At 64.0% G+C, this 18216-nt stretch carries 21 protein-coding genes; 9 read left to right on the forward strand and 12 right to left on the reverse strand.

Features of this window, described 5'->3' with window-relative positions:
* Nucleotide 1: 1 nt before the first annotated feature.
* Genes DPM35_RS22465 through DPM35_RS22475 form a run of 3 tightly spaced genes read left to right on the forward strand, consistent with a single transcriptional unit; the run spans nt 2 to nt 2049 of the window.
* Nucleotides 2–511, forward strand: coding sequence for a 2-thiouracil desulfurase family protein (locus tag DPM35_RS22465; protein WP_112129413.1), 510 nt, complete (start codon nt 2–4; stop codon nt 509–511).
* Nucleotides 512–514: 3 nt separating this feature from the next.
* Nucleotides 515–1018, forward strand: a complete 504-nt coding sequence (locus DPM35_RS22470; protein ID WP_112129414.1) for a GNAT family N-acetyltransferase — start codon at nt 515–517, stop codon at nt 1016–1018.
* 2 nt (nt 1019–1020) lie between these two features.
* On the forward strand, nt 1021–2049 hold the full coding sequence (locus tag DPM35_RS22475) for a histone deacetylase family protein (protein ID WP_112129415.1): 1029 nt from the start codon (nt 1021–1023) through the stop codon (nt 2047–2049).
* Nucleotides 2050–2054: 5 nt separating this feature from the next.
* Here the strand turns inward: DPM35_RS22475 and DPM35_RS22480 are convergent, their stop codons facing one another.
* From DPM35_RS22480 to DPM35_RS22490, 3 genes are all read right to left on the reverse strand, one after another.
* Nucleotides 2055–3323 carry a cysteine desulfurase-like protein gene (locus DPM35_RS22480; protein WP_112129416.1) on the reverse strand — a complete coding sequence of 423 codons (1269 nt, stop codon included), beginning with the start codon at nt 3321–3323 and terminating at the stop codon, nt 2055–2057.
* A 33-nt stretch (nt 3324–3356) separates the two neighbouring features.
* Nucleotides 3357–4424: an aldo/keto reductase gene (locus DPM35_RS22485; RefSeq protein ID WP_112129417.1), complete on the reverse strand. Its 1068-nt coding sequence runs from the start codon at nt 4422–4424 to the stop codon at nt 3357–3359.
* Nucleotides 4425–4537: 113 nt separating this feature from the next.
* A complete protein-coding gene (locus DPM35_RS22490; RefSeq protein ID WP_112129418.1) occupies nt 4538–4996 on the reverse strand; it encodes a hypothetical protein in 459 nt (152 codons plus the stop codon).
* A 389-nt stretch (nt 4997–5385) separates the two neighbouring features.
* Between DPM35_RS22490 and DPM35_RS22495 the strand changes: the two genes are divergently transcribed.
* Nucleotides 5386–5550, forward strand: coding sequence for a YjiS-like domain-containing protein (locus tag DPM35_RS22495; protein WP_112129419.1), 165 nt, complete (start codon nt 5386–5388; stop codon nt 5548–5550).
* A gap of 59 nt (nt 5551–5609) precedes the next feature.
* Here the strand turns inward: DPM35_RS22495 and DPM35_RS22500 are convergent, their stop codons facing one another.
* Nucleotides 5610–6116, reverse strand: coding sequence for a DUF1993 domain-containing protein (locus DPM35_RS22500; protein ID WP_112129420.1), 507 nt, complete (start codon nt 6114–6116; stop codon nt 5610–5612).
* Between the two features lie 144 nt (nt 6117–6260).
* Here DPM35_RS22500 and DPM35_RS22505 point away from each other — a divergent pair, with 144 nt between their 5' ends.
* Nucleotides 6261–7310 (forward strand): DUF1176 domain-containing protein, encoded by a 1050-nt coding sequence (locus DPM35_RS22505; RefSeq protein ID WP_112129421.1) that lies wholly within the window; start codon nt 6261–6263, stop codon nt 7308–7310.
* A 12-nt stretch (nt 7311–7322) separates the two neighbouring features.
* On the opposite strand, the gene DPM35_RS22510 is transcribed toward DPM35_RS22505, so the two are convergent.
* Genes DPM35_RS22510 through DPM35_RS22540 form a run of 7 tightly spaced genes read right to left on the reverse strand, consistent with a single transcriptional unit; the run spans nt 7323 to nt 13660 of the window.
* Nucleotides 7323–8204, reverse strand: coding sequence for an alpha/beta hydrolase (locus tag DPM35_RS22510; RefSeq protein WP_112129453.1), 882 nt, complete (start codon nt 8202–8204; stop codon nt 7323–7325).
* A 33-nt stretch (nt 8205–8237) separates the two neighbouring features.
* The gene (locus DPM35_RS22515; protein ID WP_112129422.1) at nt 8238–9854 is read right to left on the reverse strand and encodes an NTP transferase domain-containing protein; all 1617 of its coding nucleotides are present in this window, start codon (nt 9852–9854) and stop codon (nt 8238–8240) included.
* Complete coding sequence (locus tag DPM35_RS22520) at nt 9851–10555, reverse strand: XdhC family protein (RefSeq protein WP_112129423.1); 705 nt, start codon at nt 10553–10555, stop codon at nt 9851–9853. The genes DPM35_RS22515 and DPM35_RS22520 overlap by 4 nt, the downstream gene beginning before the upstream one ends.
* 6 nt (nt 10556–10561) lie before the next feature.
* Nucleotides 10562–10900 carry an XdhC family protein gene (locus DPM35_RS22525; RefSeq protein WP_112129424.1) on the reverse strand — a complete coding sequence of 113 codons (339 nt, stop codon included), beginning with the start codon at nt 10898–10900 and terminating at the stop codon, nt 10562–10564.
* Nucleotides 10901–10957: 57 nt separating this feature from the next.
* On the reverse strand, nt 10958–12208 hold the full coding sequence (locus tag DPM35_RS22530; RefSeq protein WP_181592102.1) for a vWA domain-containing protein: 1251 nt from the start codon (nt 12206–12208) through the stop codon (nt 10958–10960).
* A 5-nt stretch (nt 12209–12213) separates the two neighbouring features.
* The gene (locus DPM35_RS22535; RefSeq protein WP_041008673.1) at nt 12214–13137 is read right to left on the reverse strand and encodes an AAA family ATPase; all 924 of its coding nucleotides are present in this window, start codon (nt 13135–13137) and stop codon (nt 12214–12216) included.
* Nucleotides 13138–13165: 28 nt separating this feature from the next.
* Complete coding sequence (locus tag DPM35_RS22540) at nt 13166–13660, reverse strand: flavin reductase (RefSeq protein ID WP_112129455.1); 495 nt, start codon at nt 13658–13660, stop codon at nt 13166–13168.
* A 192-nt stretch (nt 13661–13852) separates the two neighbouring features.
* Between DPM35_RS22540 and DPM35_RS22545 the strand changes: the two genes are divergently transcribed.
* Nucleotides 13853–14923, forward strand: a complete 1071-nt coding sequence (locus tag DPM35_RS22545) for a branched-chain amino acid ABC transporter substrate-binding protein (protein ID WP_112129425.1) — start codon at nt 13853–13855, stop codon at nt 14921–14923.
* Nucleotides 14923–15939: a P1 family peptidase gene (locus DPM35_RS22550; RefSeq protein WP_112129426.1), complete on the forward strand. Its 1017-nt coding sequence runs from the start codon at nt 14923–14925 to the stop codon at nt 15937–15939. Before DPM35_RS22545 ends, DPM35_RS22550 begins: the two co-directional genes overlap by 1 nt.
* 87 nt (nt 15940–16026) lie before the next feature.
* Here DPM35_RS22550 and DPM35_RS22555 read toward each other — a convergent pair whose 3' ends face one another.
* A complete protein-coding gene (locus DPM35_RS22555) occupies nt 16027–16284 on the reverse strand; it encodes a DUF2171 domain-containing protein (protein ID WP_112129427.1) in 258 nt (85 codons plus the stop codon).
* A gap of 284 nt (nt 16285–16568) precedes the next feature.
* On the opposite strand from DPM35_RS22555, the gene purB reads away from it, so the two are divergent.
* A complete protein-coding gene (purB, locus tag DPM35_RS22560) occupies nt 16569–17876 on the forward strand; it encodes an adenylosuccinate lyase (protein ID WP_112129428.1) in 1308 nt (435 codons plus the stop codon).
* Between the two features lie 122 nt (nt 17877–17998).
* A partial coding sequence (locus tag DPM35_RS22565; protein WP_146767959.1) for a helix-turn-helix domain-containing protein occupies nt 17999–18216 on the forward strand: 218 nt, incomplete at its 3' end.

Here is an 18216-nt window from a genome sequence, read left to right on the forward strand (position 1 = left end):
AATGGACAGGGTGCTTGTCTCGGCCTGCTTGCTTGGCAGCAAGGTGCGCTACAATGGTTCCTATCGGCTCAGCGGTCACCCTGTGCTCGCGCGGTGGCAGTCGGAAGGACGGCTCGTGCAAATCTGCCCTGAAGTTGCGGCCGGTTTCTCCACGCCACGCCCACCGGCGGAGATCTGCGGCACAGGCGACGGCCATGCCGTGTTGCATGGACAGGGCCGGGTCGTTGAAAAGACCGGGAAGGACGTGACCCAGCTTTACCTCGACGCTGGGCAGCTTGCGCTTGATCTGGCGCGTGAAACAGGGTGCCGCTTCGCCGTTCTGACCGATGGCAGCCCGTCCTGTGGCAGCAGCTTCGTCTATGATGGAAGTTTCTCGGGAAAACGCGTGGCGGGCCGCGGCACAACCACAGCGCTGCTCGAAGCAAACGGCGTTCGTGTCTTCTCGGAAGACCAGATCGAGGAGCTTGATGATCTTTTGACCGGCCTTGGGCCGGCGCAATCGCCGGCCTGATCGATGCGGCAGGAAGGCACCAGGACAGTCGTCCGTCCCGGCCGCATCGACGACGTCGAAACCATCCACGCCGCCCTGCTGCGTCTCGGCACTCACATCGGCGCGCATCAGGAAATAACCTCGACGCCCGACGATCTGCGCCGCTACGGCTTCGGCGACAAGCCCGCCTTCTCGACGCTGATTGCCGAAGTCGGCGGCGAGTTCGCCGGGGTTTGCCTGCATTTCCCGATCTTCTCGACCTGGATGGGCCGTCCAGGCGTCTATGTGCAGGACCTTTATGTCGAGGACCGCTTTCGCGGCCGCCGGATCGGCGAAAAACTGCTGCGGCGCGTCGCGAAGGAATGCCGCGCGGCGGGCGGCGTCTATCTGAGGCTGTCCGTCGATACCGACAACGAGACCGCCAAGACCTTCTATGAAAGACTGGGCATCGGCTGGTCGAGCTACGAGCAGGTGCAGAAGATCGTCGGCGATGCCTTCTTCGCCTTTGCCGACACGCCGGAGGAATGACGATGAAAGCCTTCTATGCCGAGGAGCAGAAACGCCATGATCCCAAGGCTTTCCTCTCCAGCGGCGCGCCGCAGCCGAACCCGGAAAAGCCGGAGCGGATCGAAAGATTGTTAGCCGGCGCAAGATCGGCCGGCTTGACGATCGAACGCCCGGGGAAACATGGGCTGGGCCCGATCGCGGCGGTGCATTCGCCTGAATATCTCGACTTCCTCGAGCACATTTTTCCGCGCTGGCAGCGCATCGAAGGCGCTTCGGCGGAAGTCATCCCGAACATCCATCCGATCGCCCGCAACGGCTCCTATCCGGCTTCGGCAGTCGGCCAGGCCGGCTACCACATGTCCGATACCGCCTGCCCGATCTCGGCCGAGACCTGGAACAGCGCGCTGTGGAGCGCCTGGAGCGCGGTCGAAGCCGCTGAGGCGGTGATGGCCGGCGCGCCTTCGGCCTATGCGCTTTGCCGTCCGCCGGGCCACCATGCCTTCGCCGATGTCGCCGGCGGCTTCTGCTTCATCAACAATTCGGCGGTCGCAGCGCAGGTGCTGCGGAAGAATTCCGCCCGCGTCGCCATCCTCGATGTCGACCTGCATCACGGCAACGGCACGCAAGGCATCTTCTACGCCCGTCCCGACGTGCTCACCGTCTCGCTGCACGCCGATCCGGTGCGCTTCTATCCGTTCTTCTGGGGCCATGCCGACGAGCGCGGCGAAGGCCCCGGCCTCGGCTACAATCTCAACCTGCCGCTGCCTCGAAAATCCGGCGACGCGCCCTTTCTCGAAGCGCTGTCGACAGCCTTCCAGCGCATCCGTGCCTTCGCGCCGGAAGCGCTGGTCGTGGCGCTCGGCCTCGACGCCTTCGAGGGCGATCCGTTCGGTGGCCTGTCGGTGACGACACAGGGTTTCTCGCGCATCGGCGAAGCGATTGCCGGGCTCGGACTACCCACAGTCATCGTTCAGGAAGGCGGCTATCTCTGCGATGCGCTGGGCGACAATCTCACCGCTTTCCTGACCGGTTTCGGCGGCAAGCAGCGATAGAGCGTTTACGATCGTTGCTGCCGTAGCATCGCGATTACACGGTGAACGCTCTCCAGCGTCTCCTCGATCTCGGCCGCCGTGTTGTATTGCGCAATGCCGATGCGCACGACGCCCTGCTCGGCCGGAATGCCGAGCTGGTGGACGATCTCCCACGCATAATTGTGGCCCGACCACAGGAAGATGTTTTCGGCGTTCATCTGCCGCACGATCGTTTCCGGCGCGATGCCCTCGACCGTGAAGGAAACGGTCGGCACCCGCTCGGCAAGGCGTTCCGGATCGGTGATGCCGCGGATGATCAGGCCCTCGATATCGGAGAGACCTTCGATCAATTGCCGGGCCAGCGCATTCTCATATGCGATCGACACCTCGAATGCCTTGGCGATCCGCTGCCGCCGCGAGCCGCCCTCGCCGGCGGAAGCGCCGAGATCGGCGAAATAGTCGATTGCCGCCGTCAGCCCGGCCATCAGCTCGATCTGCGGCGTGCCGAGTTCGAACCGTTCCGGCAGCCCATTCGACGAACAGCGGCATTTGTAAGGTTTGAGACCGTCGATCACGTCGCGGCGCCCCCACAATATGCCCATATGCGGCCCGAAGAACTTGTAGGCCGAGCAGATCAGGAAATCGCAGCCGAGCGCCTGCACGTCGATCAGCCCATGCGGCGCGAACTGCACGGCGTCGACATAGACCAGCGCGCCGGCCTGCCTGGCGATCGACGTCAGTGCCTTCACCCGGTTGATCGAGCCGGTGAGGTTGGAGGCATAATTCAGCGCGACGAGCCGCGTCTTGTCCGACAGCAGCGCCTTCAGCGCTGCTTCCTCCACCTGCCAGCTCCGCTCGTCGAACGGCAGGAAGCGCACGACAAGGCCAAGATCCTCGGCAAGCTGCAGCCAGGGCGACACATTGCCCTCATGGTCCATGCGCGTGACGATGATCTCGTCGCCCGGCTTCATCGTCCGGCCAAGCGTGCGCGACATGTGGTAGGTCAGCGTCGTCATGTTGGCGCCGATGACGATCTCCTCGACGCTTGATGCGTTCAGGAAATCGGCCATCGCCGCATGCGCCCCATCGACCACTTGCTGCGCCGCGACCGTCGTTTCAAAGAAGCCGCCCAGATTGGCGTTGGTCGAGAGCATGCAGTGCGACACCGCATCCGCCACGGCCTGCGGCACCTGCGTGCCGGCGGGATTGTCGAGGTAGATGCGCCGGCGCCCTTGATCGGTCAGCGAAAGCGCCGGAAATCTGCCGCGCACGGCCTCGACCGGAAACTCTTCCATTGTCTCCACCCCTTTGTTTTTAAACGATTTCGCTCAAGGACACGGATTGCCGACACGCTGGTGGATGGCGTCGACCGCCTTCTGCATCTCTTCCGTCCAGCTTACGTCGGCCGAGGCGAGCGCCATCTCGAGCTGTGCGATGGTTGTCGCGCCGACGATGTTCGCGGTGACAAAGGGCCGGCTTGTCACATAGGCATTGGCGAAAAGCGCCGGCTCCATGCCGAAGGAGCGCGCCAGCTCATTGTACTGAAGCAGCACTTCCGCCGCATTTGGCGTCTCATAACGCTGGCCGCGGTTGAACAGCTGCGAGCGCGAACCCTGCGGCCGCGCGCCATGGTCGTATTTGCCGGTCAGGTATCCCTGCGCCAGCGGCGAATAGGGAAGGAACGCGATCTGCTCGCGCTCGCAAACTTCGGCAAGGTTCACCTCGAACGTGCGGTTGACGAGGTTGTAGGCGTTCTGCAGCGAGGCGACGCGTGGGCCGGTCCCCTTTTCGGCCTCGAAGACGAAGCGCATGACGCCCCAGGAGCTTTCGTTCGAAAGGCCGAGATGGCGGATCTTTCCGGCTTTCACCAGTTCGTCGAAGACGGCGAGCGTTTCGGCAATCGGCGCCTCGTCTCCCGGAGCGCCTGCCGCATCCGGGCGCCGCGCCACCGCCCCGACGCGCGTCGGATTCGAGCCCCACGGAATGTCCCGGTCCGGCCAGTGGATCTGGTAGAGGTCGATGTAATCGGTGTCGAGCTTGGCCAGCGATTTCTCGACGGCGTCGAAGATATCGGCGCGCACCAGCTTCGATGGACGATCGCCGCGGAACCATGTGTTGGCCGTGCGGCCGACCACCTTCGAGGCAAGGATGACCTTGTCGCGGTTGCGATTGGTCTTCATCCAGCTGCCGATGGTCTTCTCGGTCCGCCCTTGCGTCTCCGCCTTGGGCGGGATCGGGTAAAGCTCCGCCGTGTCGATGAAGTTCACGCCGCGCGAGAAAGCCAGATCCATCTGCGCGTGGCCCTCTGCTTCGGTGTTCTGTTGCCCCCAGGTCATCGAGCCGAGGCAGATTTGCGAAACAAGGAGGTCGGTCCGACCGAGGCGGCGTTTGTGCATGGGGTTTCTCCGGCGGGAGGTTGCGCGGACAGCGCGAGGAGGAAGTTCAAGCATAAAGCACAGGCCGGAGTTTCTCCAAGCCCTGCTGCCTCAGACTAGGTGAATCCGCGCGGCTACCGTCTGGCCCCCGCCAAGGCCCGCCGCTTGGCCTCGTCGATCAGCATATTCGCCACCTGCATGCGGATCATGGCGCGCTGGCGCAGATGCGGCGCGACCCGGTCCGGATGGTTGGCGAAAGCGAAATTGCGTCGGATACGGCCGAAATCGGCATTCTTGGCCGGCCGGTCGAGGCCGAGTTCGCCGGCAATTGCTTCGGGATCGATCGACGGCAGGTGCTCCTCGGGCCGATGCTCTTCACCCGCGAGCGACACCTTTGCCTGGTCGAGAAGCGCGGCGAACTCCGCGGCAAGGTCGGCGGCGGACTCGCGATATTCGGCGGCGACACTTTCGCTCGCGACCTTGATGCGGCCGGAATGAAGTTCATCGGCAACGGACAGATAGTCGAACGGGATAGACGGCCGGCCCCCCTCTTCCTCGCCTTTCTCCGAGGCGACGATCAGGTCGTCGAGCAACGAAGCGAAATCGAGCTTGTTACCGGTGCCGATCTCAGCCTCCCTGTCGTGACGGCATGCGTTGATGTTGCTAAAAATAGGACGCCCTCGTTAAAAATGACTTCTGGCGAGGTTAACAATTGCAGGCATTTTGCCGCCCGGAACCACCTAGTAAAAGGCCGGACCGCATTTTTGTGCAGTCCGGCAAGGTCGCCAGGAGTGGCGAGGAAAAAGCCAGCCATGTGCCGGCAGCCATGCCTACGATTGAGCCCGCCGGAAAGTTTCGCGGAAAACCGATTGTGGCGGAAAAAATTTGATGCGGCATGGCAGCCATGCAATTGCTGCACTGCACAATTTTAACAAATCGATTATATTTTGTTGTCGGGAGGACCAACAGGGGCAACTGAGTCATGGGGTTCTTCACGGAAATGTTCGCTCGGCCTCGGCCGCAGGAACACCAGCGCTACCGCGCGGCGCTCGCGCTTCTGAACGCGATGAGCAATGCCGACCGTGCCGACATCGGCATCAAGCCAGCGGATTTTCCGCGCATCGCGCGCGAGATGTCGGTCCGCTGAACAACACTGAACCAAAGAGGTTTCCCGGACTGCCGGGAAACCTCAAAGCCACCCAAAAGTCAGCGATTTCCCAAAAATGTCTGCTTGCCGAGCGGCACGCCATTATGGCGCAGGATGTCGTAGGCCGTCGTGACGTGGAAATAGAAATTCGGCATCGCCAGGTGCAGGAGATATTGCAAGCCGGGCAGCGTGGTTTCGCGTCCGCCGAGCCTCACTTCAACCGTTCTATCCTCCGACCCCTCCAGATCGGCCGCCGAGAACGTCGCCAGATGATCGAGCGTCTTGGCGATTCGGGCCTGCAGCTCGGCAAAGCTCGCTTCATTGTCCTCATATTTCGGCACCTCGCGGCCGGCGAGCCGCGACGGCGCGCCCTTGGCATGGTCGGTGGCGATCTGGACCTGCCTGGCCAGCGCGAACATGTCCGGCGCCAGCCGCGCCGTGAGAAACACCTGCGGATCGATCTTGCGCTCGCCGGCATTCTGCTCCGCCGCCGTCAGCACACTGGCCAGCGCCTTCAGCCGAGCGGAAAAGACTCCAACCGATATGTCGTACATGGAAATGGTCACCGATAATCTCCCCAGGCGGCCCCAACGCCGCGGGCCATGACCTAACGCCTACGGCCACAATTCTTCAAGCGTTCGTGCCCCCAAACGTCACCGCGCCGCCGCAATCGCCGTGGTAGTATTTTCGTTATCGAGCGGAGATTCCCGATGAGACATGCCTTTGTCGCTGTGGCTGCCGTCTTTTGCCTGTCCAGTATCGGCCAGTCCGCTTTTGCGGCCGACGCGCCGTATATTGACGACAGGTCCAGCGCCGACGCCGTCATCCGCTCGCTTTACAGCGCCATCAACCGCCACGAATTCGCCCGCGCCTGGGGCTATTTCGGCGATACAAAGCCGGCTAAAGATTTCAACGCTTTCGTGAAGGGCTACGACGGCACCGATGCCGTTGAAGTCAAGACCGGCGCTGTATCGGAAGAAGGTGCCGCCGGCAGCATCTATTACAGCGTCCCGGTCGCCATCCAGGCGACCGACAAGAAGGGCGAGGCCAAGGTTTTCGCGGGCTGCTACACGGTCCGCCAGGTCAATGCGCAGGTCCAGGAGCCGCCTTTCCAGCCGATCTTCATCGACAAGGGCGCGCTGAAGCCGTCCACGGAGGATTTCGACAGCGCCGTGCCGGCAAGCTGCGGCGACGGCCCGCCGCCGCCGAAGAAGGACGAAGCGCTGGAACAGGCCAAGAAGGCGTTTCTCGCCACTTATGGCGGGCAGTGCGACAAACAGGATCCCGACGGCAAGCCGATCGGCGAGCCCGAGGCCCATTCGATCCATTACAAGGACAAGGACGCCCAGCCCAGCGACCCGGAGCGCGAGACGCGGCTGTTCCGCTTCTTCTGCTCGATGGCCGCCTACAACGAGACGGCGGTCTATTACATTGCCGACGATGTCAACGGCGTGACCCAGTTGCAGTTCACCGAGCCGGATCTCGACATCCGCTATGAGAACAACAACAGCGAAGGCAAGGTCGAATCGATCCACATCATCGGTTTCAAGACCAGCGGCTGGGCGACCAACTCGGACTATGACGAGAACACGAAAACCATCACCACATCCAACAAATGGCGTGGCGTCGGCGATGCCTCGTCATCGGGGACCTATCTGTTCCGCAACGGTGACTTCTCGCTCGTCCAGTACGACGTCGATGCTTCCTATGACGGCGAGATCAATCCGCAGACGATCATCGACTACAACACCGCGCCATAATTCCTCGCAAGGTCACGGCGCTTTCGCCAGCATCCAGTTCAGCGTGCCGCGCCAGTCCACCATGCGGATCGGCGTTCCATGCGTGCCTGTCTCGAAGCGCACGAATCGGGTCGGATAGGATTTTTTGGCCAGGATCGATCGGAAGAAAGCTTCCTGCTTCTCGACCGGGAAGACCACGTCATGACTGCCCTGGCCGAAGAACACCGGCACGCGGCGCTTGAAGGCCGGGCTGGTGAGGAAGCTGTCGTCCCACAGCGATCCGAGCAGCAGCAGCCCGTTGATGCGGCCGCCCGTGTCCCTGCGCGCGGCGAGCTTCCAGCAGATCATGCCGCCCATGGAGCCGCAGGCGACGAAGATCTTCGCGCCGGGCGATTGTTGGGCGTAGTGATCGATGAGCGCCGCGACCTGCGCCGCGCCCTTGTCGCCGAAATCGGGGAAGTCGGGCGAAAGATAGAGGCCGTTATTGGCGGCCATCAGATTCTTGATGCGATTGAAGTTGCCGCCGAAAGTAAAATCGTCGATCCCTTGCTTGCGGCTGCCGCCTTGCCCATGCAGATAGAGCACTATGATGGAAGCGCCTTCCGTCCTGCCGACCGCCACATGCCTGACATCGCCGGCGTCGGTCTTCAACATCAGGTCCTGCTGCACCTTGCGCACGCCGGGGTCGGTGTACTGTGCGCGCACACGCTTTTCCGGCACCTCGTCGCGCTGATTGATGTCGCGCATCTCATGATAGTCGAGCACCGTGTAGGCGCCATTATCGCCGGTGGACAGCGTCGCCGGATAGGCAAACAGGTCGTCCTTGAACGGCTTTAGCGAAAGCGTCTGGCTCTGGGCAGCCTGAACGATAAAACCGGTTGCAACGAGCAGGGCGAAGAGGAAGCGGAAAGACATGCCGAGAGGCATGCGAAATTCAGCTCTGCTTTGTCAATCCTGCAGAACGCCGCCCGCGCCTTCCAGCGCCTCGGGCGTGTCGACATCGATCGATGCGCCCTGCCCTATCTCGACATCGATAACGTCGAGTCCCTCGGCTTCGACCAGATGGCGCGCGCCGGTATCGCCCTCGAGCTGCGCGATCGCCGCAAAAAGCGATCGCGGCAAAAGCACCGGATTACCGCGCTTGCCCTGGTGCGAGGCGCGCACGACCGCGTGGCCGCCGGAACGGCGGAACGCATCGATCAGGCTGTCGAGATCCTTCGACGAAACGCCGGGCATGTCGCCGAGCACGATCATGGCGCCGGCCGCGTCGGGCGCGACTTTCGCAATGCCCGCCTTCAAGGACGAGGCCAGGCCGTCGGCGAAATCGGGATTGTCTGCGAGTTTCACGTTGAGGCCGGCAAGTGCGGAACGCACGCGCTCGCGCTGATGGCCGGTGACGACGATGGTGCTGGCGGCCTTCGAGCCCAGTGCGCGCGAAGCGGTGCGGCGCACCAGGGGCTCGCCGTCGAACAGCGCCAGAAGCTTGTTCGGCCCGCCCATGCGGCTCGAACGGCCGGCGGCCAGAAGCACGACGTCGACCTTCAGCGCCGACCTTGCCGGCTGCGGCGCCGGCTCGCGCGGCTGCGGCCTTGTCGGGATTTCCATCAGAAGCCCGCCGACGCCCATGCCGGCTATATCACCCGCCGTCACGTCGAGCCCGGCAATCAGGCGATCGAGCACCCAGTCGAAGCCGTTCTCCTTCGGGCTGCGCGCGCATCCGGGCGCGCCGACCACGCGCTTGCCGTCGAGTGTTCCGAGCACCAAAAGATTGCCGGGATCGACCGGCATGCCGGCGCGGATGACGGTGCCCCCGGCACGTTCGATCGCGGCCGGGACGACATCGGCGAAATCGCTCATCGCCGAGGCGCCGAAGATCACCACCATGTCATTGTCGCGCGCCAACTGGGTCGCGGCCGCGGCGACGGGGCCAACCTCGTGCGGCGTGCGCCGCTCGGCCGTCAGCCGGCCGCCGGAACGCGCCAGTCGCGCCTCGGTGACGCGCAGCGTCTTATCCAGCACGCTCGGCTTCACGCCGGGAAGCACCGTCTGGATGACGCCGACATTGATCGGGCGGTAGGCGTTGACTGCAAAGATCTCGCGGCCGGCGCAGATTCTCACCACTCTGTCGACCAGGCTTGCGGCGACGGCAAAGGGGATGATCTTCACCGTCGCGACCATCTGGCCCTTCTCGACCGGCGCATGCTGCGCCAGCGTCGCGATGGTGATGGCTGGATCGACGGCATTGATGGCATCGATCATCCCGGCATCGACGGTAAACACGCCCGAGGCGCCTGCATGCAGGTTCACCCGCCCGGTGGCGGCCGGCTTGACCTCGATGTTGCGGTGGCTCATGGCGGCCGCGATCTTCGCGGCGGCGGCATCCTCGCCTAGATCGTCCCGGTCAAGCACCGCCGCGACGACTTCGCCGATGCCCGCAGCCTTGAGTGCCGCGACATCCTCGCGGCTCAGCCGGTGCGCCTTGCGGAACCGCCTTTCGCCCGCGGCCGTCGCATGCGCCAGCACGGCCCCTTCAGCCTCGTCGATCGGAACCGGTCCGAATTTCACGCCACGGCGCCTTTTGTTTCGAGGCCGCGCGAGCGGAAGGCGTGGATGGTCTGCGCCAGGACGGCGACGGCGATCTCGGCCGGACTTGCCGCACCGATATCGAGGCCGATCGGCGCATGGATACGGGCGATCTGGTCTGCGCCGGCGCCGAGCGCCAGCAGGCGCTCGACACGCTTCGCGTGGGTCTTGCGGCTGCCGAGCGCCCCGACATAGAAGCATCGGGCATCTAGCGCCGCCTTCAGCGCGAAATCGTCGATCTTCGGGTCATGGGTGACGGCGGCAAGCGCGGTATAGCTGTCGAGCGGCGCGCGCTTCAGCACGTCCTCCGGCCATTCGGCATGCAGCGCGACGTCGGGAAAGCGCTCCGGCGTCGCAAAGGCGGTGCGCGGGTCGATGATCTCGACTGGGTAGCCGGCGATCCTGGCCATCGGCGCCAGCGCCTGGCTGATATGCACCGCGCCGATCACCACGAGGCGTGGGCGCGGCAGATGCGCGTTGAGAAAGAAAGTCCGCCCTTCCGCTTCCACGGACCGCGAATTGCCGGTGCGGAACGCATTGGCGATCGCTGCCCCGAGATCGCCCGCGACAGGGTCGCCCTCGCGCACGATGCGGTCGCGGCCGTCGCCTAGGTCGGTGACCAGAACCGCGGCACGGCGGGCGCGGCGTTCCTCGTTCAAGGTCTTGAGAACATATGGATCCATGAAAGATCAGCCCAGCCGCTCGACATAGACCTTGATGCGGCCGCCGCACGAAAGGCCCACCTGCCATGCCGTTTCGTCGGCAACGCCAAATTCCAGCATCCTGGCCTTGCCCGAGCCGATGACGTCCATCGCCTCGGTCACCACGGCGCTCTCGACGCAGCCGCCGGAGACAGAGCCGTGGAAATTCCCTTCGGCGTCGATGACAAGATGGCTGCCGACCGGACGCGGTGCCGAACCCCAGGTCTCGACCACGGTCGCGATGGCGACATCCTTGCCGTCCTTCATCCAGCCCTCCGCGATGATCAGGGGATCGCGGGCCTCATCGAGATAAATGCTCTCATCCATCGTCGCTTCTCACAAAGTCTGTTTTCCCGCCGGGACATTCCCTGGCACAGCATATGGCTACGCGGCACGCCTCCCGCCAGTTTGCAACCAGCGGCGCGGATCGACCGAGGCCGCCGGCCGCTGGTCGAGAGAGGCGCAAAGATCGGTCAGCGCGTCAAGATTGTGCACCGCCCGGAACTCGTCGACATGCGGCAGCATCGCTTTGACGCCGCGGGCGCGCGCCTCGAAGCCATCGAAGCGCAACAGCGGGTTGAGCCAGATCAGCCGCCGGCAGGATTTATGCAGTCGCTCCATCTCCTCCGACAGGCCGGTGACGTCGTCGCGCTCCAGCCCGTCGGTGATGAGAAGCACCACGGCGCCCTGCCCCAGCACGCGCCGCGACCACAACCGGTTGAACTCGGCGAGCGTATCGCCGATGCGAGTGCCGCCCGACCAGTCCTTCACCGCCGCCGAGCATTCGGCCAGCGCTTCGTCGGGATCGCGGTGCCGCATCTGCCGGGTCAGGTTGGTCAGCCGCGTGCCGAAGACGAAGGCGTGCACGCGCCGGCGCTTTTCGGTCAGGGCATGCAGGAAATGCAGGAAGAGACGGGTGTACTGGCTCATCGAGCCGGAAATGTCGGCAAGTACGACCAGCGGCGGGTGCACTTCGCGCTGCGAGCGGAATTTCGGCAAAGTAAGCTCACCGCCGGTGCGCGCGGCCGAGCGCATCATGGCGCGCGGATCGATGCGGCGCCCCTGTGGGTCGGCCCTGAAGCGCCGCGTGCGGACAAGATCGAAGGGCAGCCGCAAGGCCATGATCGCCTTCTTGGCCTCGGCCATCTCGCCGGCGTCCATCTGCGCGAAATCCTTGCCGCGCAGCACCTCATTGCCGGAAAAAGTCATCCGCGCATCGACCTCGATCTCCGGCACTTCCCGCACCGGCTGGCTCTTCTGATGGCCCTCGAACATCGCCTGGCTGACGCGATTCTCGGCCGCCCGCGGCTTCTGCTTTTCAGCGTTGTCCGGCGCGACCGGCGAGAACATCGCCAGCAGTTTCTCGATCAGCTCGCGCGATTTCCAGAACAGGCGGAAGGCCTCGTCGAAGACCGGATGGTCCTCGTGCCGCGAGACCAGCACCGCATGCAGCGTCCAGTAGAAATCGTCGCGCGAGCCGATGCCGGCGGCAAGCACCGCCTCGATGGCATCCTTCACCGAGGCCGGCCCGACGCGCATGCCTGCCTTGCGCAAGGCGCGGGCGAAATAGACGATGTTGTCGGCGATACGCCCGTCGGCGACCGCCTCTTTGGGTTCCGGACGCTGCACGGGCATCGCGCCTACTCCGCCGCCGAAAGCTCGGCCTTCACCTCATTGAGGATGCGCCGGCCCTCGCCTTCGCCGATACGGGCGATGTCGTCCTGGTACTTCAAAAGCACGCCGATCGTGTCGGACACGGTCTCCGGATCGAGCGCCACCTTGTCGAGCTCGGTGAGCGCGCCGGCCCAGTCGATGGTTTCGGCGACGCCTGGCGCCTTGAACAACTCGACCTGGCGCAGCTTCTGGATGAAGGACACGACCTCCGCCGACAGCCGGCGGTTCGCCTGCGGCACTTTGCGGCGCACGATCTCCAGCTCGCGCTCGGCGTTCGGATAGTCGACCCAGTGATAGAGGCAGCGCCGCTTCAGCGCGTCATGAATCTCGCGTGTGCGGTTTGTGGTGATGATGACGATCGGCGGCTCCTCCGCCTTGATCGTGCCTAGCTCGGGAACGGTAACCTGGAAGTCCGACAGGATTTCCAGCAGAAACGCTTCGAAGGCCTCGTCCGTGCGGTCGAGTTCGTCGATCAGGAACACCGGCGCCGCACCGGCCTTGCCGGTCAGCGCATCGAGCACCGGGCGGCGGATCAGGTATTTCTCGGAAAATACGTTGCGCTCCATGTCGGAGCGCACGACCTTGCCGGCCGCCTCCTCCATGCGGATCTCAATCATCTGCGCGGCATAGTTCCACTCATAGACGGCCGAGGAGACGTCGAGCCCTTCATAGCATTGCAGGCGGATCAGCCTGCGACCGAGCGCGTCGGCCAGCACCTTGGCGATCTCGGTCTTGCCGACGCCCGCCTCGCCTTCGAGGAACAAGGGCCGCTTCATGCGCAGTGAAAGAAACAGCACGGTCGCCAGCGAGCGATCCGCGACATAGTCCGCGCCGGTCAAAAGATCGAGCGTTTCGTCGATCGATTTGGGCGCGGGGCGCGGCGCGGTCATCTTGTCTCCGTGGATCCCGCCCGCCCGTTCAAAGAACGTGATAGCCGCGGTTATAGTAGATCAGTGGCCGCAAATTATCGCCGATGCGCAGGCCTGTCACCTTGCCAAAAAGCACACGGTGGGTGGCAAGGTCCTTGGCATCGATGATCTCGCAGTCGAACACGGCAAGGGCCCCTTTCAGCGTCGGCGCGCCGGTCGAGATCACATCCCACTCGGCAAGCGCAAAGCGCTCGTCCGCCGGCAACCCGGTGACACCGGAAAAGCCTATCGAGACGGCTTCCTGGTCCGAGGCAAGCGTGTTGAGCGCGAACCTGCCGTTTTTGATGAAAGCTTCGTTCTTGGCGTTCTCGCGGTTGAGGCAGACCAGAACCGTCGGCGGCGTGTCCGAAACCGAACAGGCGGCGATCACCGTCGCGCCTCGTTTGCCGCCTGGCCCGTCCGTGGTCACCACATGCACATGGCCGGCAAAATGCGCCATCGCATCGCGATAGTGCTGCGGCCCGATGTCATTGATCTTCAGCACGCGATAATCCACCTGTCAGAACAAGCCCGTTATATATGGCGGCATATTGCACGCCACAAGTTACCTATCACGGGCGAAGTGCTTGACCGCAATCCGCAAATTCGCGTGTTGCGCGGCGCTTAGCCAGCCTTTAGGCATTTCTTGGAATAGTGTCGGGACTGTATTCCCGGCATGGAGGATCTCTTAGCCCGAATGCGTCTTCTCACGACGACATCAGCCGTGCTGCTCTGGCTGTCGCTGACAGCGAGCGCCGACGCCGAGACGCTGGTCGGCGTTGCGGCGCCGCTTTCCGGTCCGTCGGCGATGCTGGGCAAGCAAATTGAGAATGGCGCGGGTCTGGCGGCGGAGGCAGCCGGCGTCGGGGTGAAGGCCGTCGACGATGCCTGCACCGCCGATGGCGGCGCCGCGGCGGCAAAGGAATTCGTCGACGCCAAGGTCAATATCGTGGTGGGATTTCTCTGCACCGAGGCGATCGAGGCCGCGCTGCCGATCCTTAAAGATGCCAACATCCCGGTGATCACGGTTGGCGTGCGCACCGAAAGCCTGACCGACCGGCGCGCCAAGACCGGTTGGCCGGTCTACCGGCTCGGCCCGCGCGGCGACGATGAGCGCAACGCGGTTGCCGCCAAGCTTACGCAGCTCTGGCGCGACGACCTGTTCGCCATCGTCGATGACGGCACCATCTATGGCCGCGAAATGGCCGAGACCTTCCGCGCCGCGGCCGAACAGGCCGCCTTGAAGCCGGTCTTCGTCGACACGTTCCGGCCGCAGCTCGACAACCAGATCGGGTTGGTCGGCCGGCTGAAGAAGGCCGGCGCGACCAAGGTGTTCGCCGGCGGCGACGGCGACGACATCGCCATCATGGGCCGCGATGCCGCCCAGCTCGATGCAGGCATCACTTTCGCCGGTGGCGAGAACCTGCGCACGCCGCCGGGCGATGTGCCTTACGCCGTTGGCACGCTGATGATCGCGCTGCCGGAATGGTCGGAAGTCGCCGACCCTAAGATCATGCAGGCCTTCGGCGCAAAAAACATCGTGCCGGAAGGCTACACGCTGCCGTCCTATGCGGCGGTCGAGATCGCCAAGGCCGCGCTGACCAGCGCGGAAAGCTCCGGCCAACCGCTCGGCGAAGCGCTGACCGGCCATGATTTCGCGACCGCGATCGGCACCATCCGCTTCGACGACAAGGGCGACCTCGGCCAGAACCCGTTCCGCGTCTTCCGGTTCGACGGCACGCATTTCGTACCGCTGGAGGGCAAGTGATGTTCCACACCGGACCGCGCAATCTGATCACCGACGTTGCGGGCCTCCGTGTTGGCAATGCCACCGACCCAAGGCTGAAATCCGGCGTTACGGTGGTGCTGTGCGATGAACCTGCCGTGGCCGGCGTCCAGGTGCTGGGCGGCGCGCCGGGCACGCGCGAGACCGACCTGCTCGAGCCGCAGAATTCGATCGCGACGATCCATGCCGTGGTTCTGTCGGGCGGCTCCGCCTTCGGCCTCGATGCGGCTTCCGGCGTGCAGGCGGCGCTGCGCGAGAGAAACATCGGCGTCGAGGTCGGCGGCTTCCGCGTGCCGATCGTGCCGGCCGCGATCCTGTTCGACCTGCGCAATGGCGGCGACAAGGATTGGGGTCGTTATCCGCCCTATCGCGAGCTTGGCTATGAGGCCGTGCAGACGGCAACGGTGGATTTTGCCATCGGCACGGCGGGCGCCGGCACAGGCGCGCTGACCTTCGGACTGAAGGGCGGCCTGGGCTCAGCCTCGACCGTGCTCGACAGCGGCGTCACCATCGGCGCGCTCGCCGCCGTCAACCCAACCGGCTCGGTGACGGTCGGCCACAGCCGCCATTTCTGGGCGGCGCCCTTTGAGATCGGCGACGAGTTTGGTGGATTGGGTTATCCTGATCCGCTGCCCGAAGATGCCAGGAAGATCCTGCTGAAATACCGCGACAGGCCCGTCGGCGGACTTGGGGCAGCCGGCAGCACCACCATCGCCGTCATCGCCACGGACGCCGTCCTCACCAAGGCTGCGGCCAAGCGGCTGGCGATTTCGGCGCATGACGGCTTCGCCCGCGCCATCTGGCCCACGCACACGCCGGCCGACGGCGATCTGGTGTTTGCCCTGGCGACCGGCAGAAGCGGCATCGAGCTCGGTGCCGATGCCGCGATCGACCTGTTCGCGACGGCCGGCGCGACCATGGCGCGGGCCATCAGCCGCGGCGTCCATGCCGCGGCACCGGCCGACGGCGATCTGTTCCCGGTTTGGTCGTCGCGCTGACTTGGAGCAATTCCAGGAAAAGTGTCCGGCGGCTAGGCTCGGCGTCTTCGCCGTAGCTTTCCGGCCGGAATTGCTCAAAAGCAAAGGTCAGGTCGGATCGGATTTCTCTTCCTCGAAGGTGACCGCGACATCGGAGTTCGCGGAGAGCCATACTTTCTGGGCATCGATCTCCGCGACCAGGGCGAGCGAAATGTAATGATGATGGCCCTTATGCGAACCCATGCCGCTATCGGCCTTGGTCAGCTTGATCCGGTCGCCTTCGACCTTGTCGACGGTGCCGATATGGACGCCGTCGGCGCCGATCACTTCCATATGTGGGCGTATCTTGCTGATGTCGGTGCTCATGCTGGTTCTCCGCTGGATGTGCCCCTTCGGATGCGAGACGGCCGACAATAACAAATGAACGCCGGATTGGATGCATGGCACGGCACGTCTCGTTCACCATGGCGTGATGGACATGAATTCACCTTCACGCTGTTGACTGCGCTCTACCAGTTCTCGCGCTTGGCGTATTCATTTTGCGGCACTTGTCGCGACAAGCATCCGGTTTGCGCGGCAGCGGCGTTGAGCATTGGGCCCGCCTCTGTTAGGACGCGGCGACGCTTCTCCCAGGCAGGACTGAAAAACGGATGATCCCTCGCTATTCCCGGCCGGAAATGGTCGCCATCTGGTCGCCCGAAACCCGCTTCCGCATCTGGTTCGAGATCGAGGCGCATGCCTGCGATGCGCTGGCGGAGCTGGGCGTCATCCCGAAGGAAGCGGCAAGGACGATCTGGGAAAAAGGCGGCGCGGCCAAGTTCGACGTCGCCAAGATCGACGAGATCGAACGCGTCACCAAGCATGACGTCATCGCGTTCCTGACCCATCTTGCCGAGTTTGTCGGACCGGACGCCCGCTTCATCCACCAGGGCATGACCTCGTCGGACGTGCTCGACACCTGCCTTGCCGTGCAGTTGACCCGCGCCAGCGATATCCTGCTCGCCGACATCGATGCCTTGCTTGCGGCGCTGAAGCGCCGCGCCTTCGAGCACAAGGACACCGTCACCATCGGCCGCAGCCACGGCATCCACGCCGAGCCGACCACCTTCGGCGTCAAGCTGGCGCAGGCCTATGCCGAATTCTCGCGCTGCCGCGAGCGTCTGGTGCACGCGCGAGAGGATATCGCAACGTGTGCCATCTCCGGCGCGGTCGGCACCTTCGCCAACATCGAGCCTTATGTCGAAGAGCATGTTGCGGCAAAGCTCGGGCTGAAGCCTGAGCCGGTGTCGACCCAGGTGATCCCGCGCGACCGGCATGCCATGTTCTTTGCCACCCTGGGCGTCATCGCCTCGTCGGTCGAGCGCCTCGCTGTCGAGATCCGCCATCTGCAGCGCACCGAAGTGCTGGAAGCGGAAGAGTATTTCTCGCCGGGCCAGAAGGGCTCATCCGCGATGCCGCACAAGCGCAACCCGGTGCTGACCGAAAATCTCACCGGCCTCGCCCGCATGGTGCGGTCGATGGCGCTGCCTGCCATGGAAGACGTTGCGCTCTGGCACGAGCGCGACATTTCGCATTCCTCGGTCGAGCGCATGATCGGGCCGGATGCGACGGTAACGCTGGATTTCGCGCTGGCGCGCCTCACCGGCGTCGTCGACAAGCTGCTCGTCTATCCCGAGAATATGGAAAAGAACCTCAATAAGTTCAGAGGCTTGGTGCATTCGCAGCGTGTGCTGCTCGCGCTGACCCAGGCCGGCCTGTCACGCGAGGACGCCTACCGCCTGGTGCAGCGCAACGCCATGAAAGTCTGGGAGCACGGCGCCGATTTCCTGGAGGAACTGCTCGCCGACAAGGACGTAACGGGCGCCCTCTCCGAAGCCGAGATCCGCGAGAAATTCGACCTCGGCTACCACACCAAGCATGTCGACACGATCTTCAAGCGGGTTTTTGGGGAAGCTTGAAGTTTTTCCTTCTCCCCGTCTCTATACGGGGAGAAGGTGCCCGTGTCCGAACCGGATAGATAGGTAACAGAATGGACCGATTAGATGGGTGACAGTTTTCTCGCCAGCCGGGAGGACCGGCGATGGTTTGGCGAGAGACTGGCATCATGGATGAACGGCTTCGGTTTGTTGTGGAGTGCCTATCTGGTGAGGAGACGATGACGCAGCTTTGCGCGGCCTTCGAGATCTCACGCAAGACCGGCTACAAATGGCTTGGACGTTACCGGGAGACCGGCCCGGAAGGCCTGCACGACCGGCCGCGGGCGCCGCTCGATCACGGCCGGGCAACGGCAGCCGAGCT

It is taken from the genome of Mesorhizobium atlanticum, assembly GCF_003289965.1.
In the GTDB taxonomy this organism is placed as follows: domain Bacteria; phylum Pseudomonadota; class Alphaproteobacteria; order Rhizobiales; family Rhizobiaceae; genus Mesorhizobium; species Mesorhizobium atlanticum.

Bases quoted from the DNA above. Each gene is read 5' to 3' on its own strand.
- DPM35_RS22470 (WP_112129414.1), top strand. From the start codon at position 515: ATGCGGCAGGAAGGCACCAGGACAGTCGTCCGTCCCGGCCGCATCGAC.
- DPM35_RS22510 (WP_112129453.1), bottom strand. From the start codon at position 8,204: ATGTCTTTCCGCTTCCTCTTCGCCCTGCTCGTTGCAACCGGTTTTATC.
- DPM35_RS22545 (WP_112129425.1), top strand. From the start codon at position 13,853: ATGCGTCTTCTCACGACGACATCAGCCGTGCTGCTCTGGCTGTCGCTG.
- DPM35_RS22525 (WP_112129424.1), bottom strand. From the start codon at position 10,900: ATGGATGAGAGCATTTATCTCGATGAGGCCCGCGATCCCCTGATCATC.
- DPM35_RS22535 (WP_041008673.1), bottom strand. From the start codon at position 13,137: ATGACCGCGCCGCGCCCCGCGCCCAAATCGATCGACGAAACGCTCGAT.
- DPM35_RS22465 (WP_112129413.1), top strand. From the start codon at position 2: ATGGACAGGGTGCTTGTCTCGGCCTGCTTGCTTGGCAGCAAGGTGCGC.
- DPM35_RS22520 (WP_112129423.1), bottom strand. From the start codon at position 10,555: ATGGATCCATATGTTCTCAAGACCTTGAACGAGGAACGCCGCGCCCGC.
- DPM35_RS22530 (WP_181592102.1), bottom strand. From the start codon at position 12,208: ATGCCCGTGCAGCGTCCGGAACCCAAAGAGGCGGTCGCCGACGGGCGT.
- DPM35_RS22485 (WP_112129417.1), bottom strand. From the start codon at position 4,424: ATGCACAAACGCCGCCTCGGTCGGACCGACCTCCTTGTTTCGCAAATC.
- DPM35_RS22505 (WP_112129421.1), top strand. From the start codon at position 6,261: ATGAGACATGCCTTTGTCGCTGTGGCTGCCGTCTTTTGCCTGTCCAGT.
- purB (WP_112129428.1), top strand. From the start codon at position 16,569: ATGATCCCTCGCTATTCCCGGCCGGAAATGGTCGCCATCTGGTCGCCC.
- DPM35_RS22550 (WP_112129426.1), top strand. From the start codon at position 14,923: ATGTTCCACACCGGACCGCGCAATCTGATCACCGACGTTGCGGGCCTC.
- DPM35_RS22475 (WP_112129415.1), top strand. From the start codon at position 1,021: ATGAAAGCCTTCTATGCCGAGGAGCAGAAACGCCATGATCCCAAGGCT.
- DPM35_RS22555 (WP_112129427.1), bottom strand. From the start codon at position 16,284: ATGAGCACCGACATCAGCAAGATACGCCCACATATGGAAGTGATCGGC.
- DPM35_RS22480 (WP_112129416.1), bottom strand. From the start codon at position 3,323: ATGGAAGAGTTTCCGGTCGAGGCCGTGCGCGGCAGATTTCCGGCGCTT.
- DPM35_RS22495 (WP_112129419.1), top strand. From the start codon at position 5,386: ATGGGGTTCTTCACGGAAATGTTCGCTCGGCCTCGGCCGCAGGAACAC.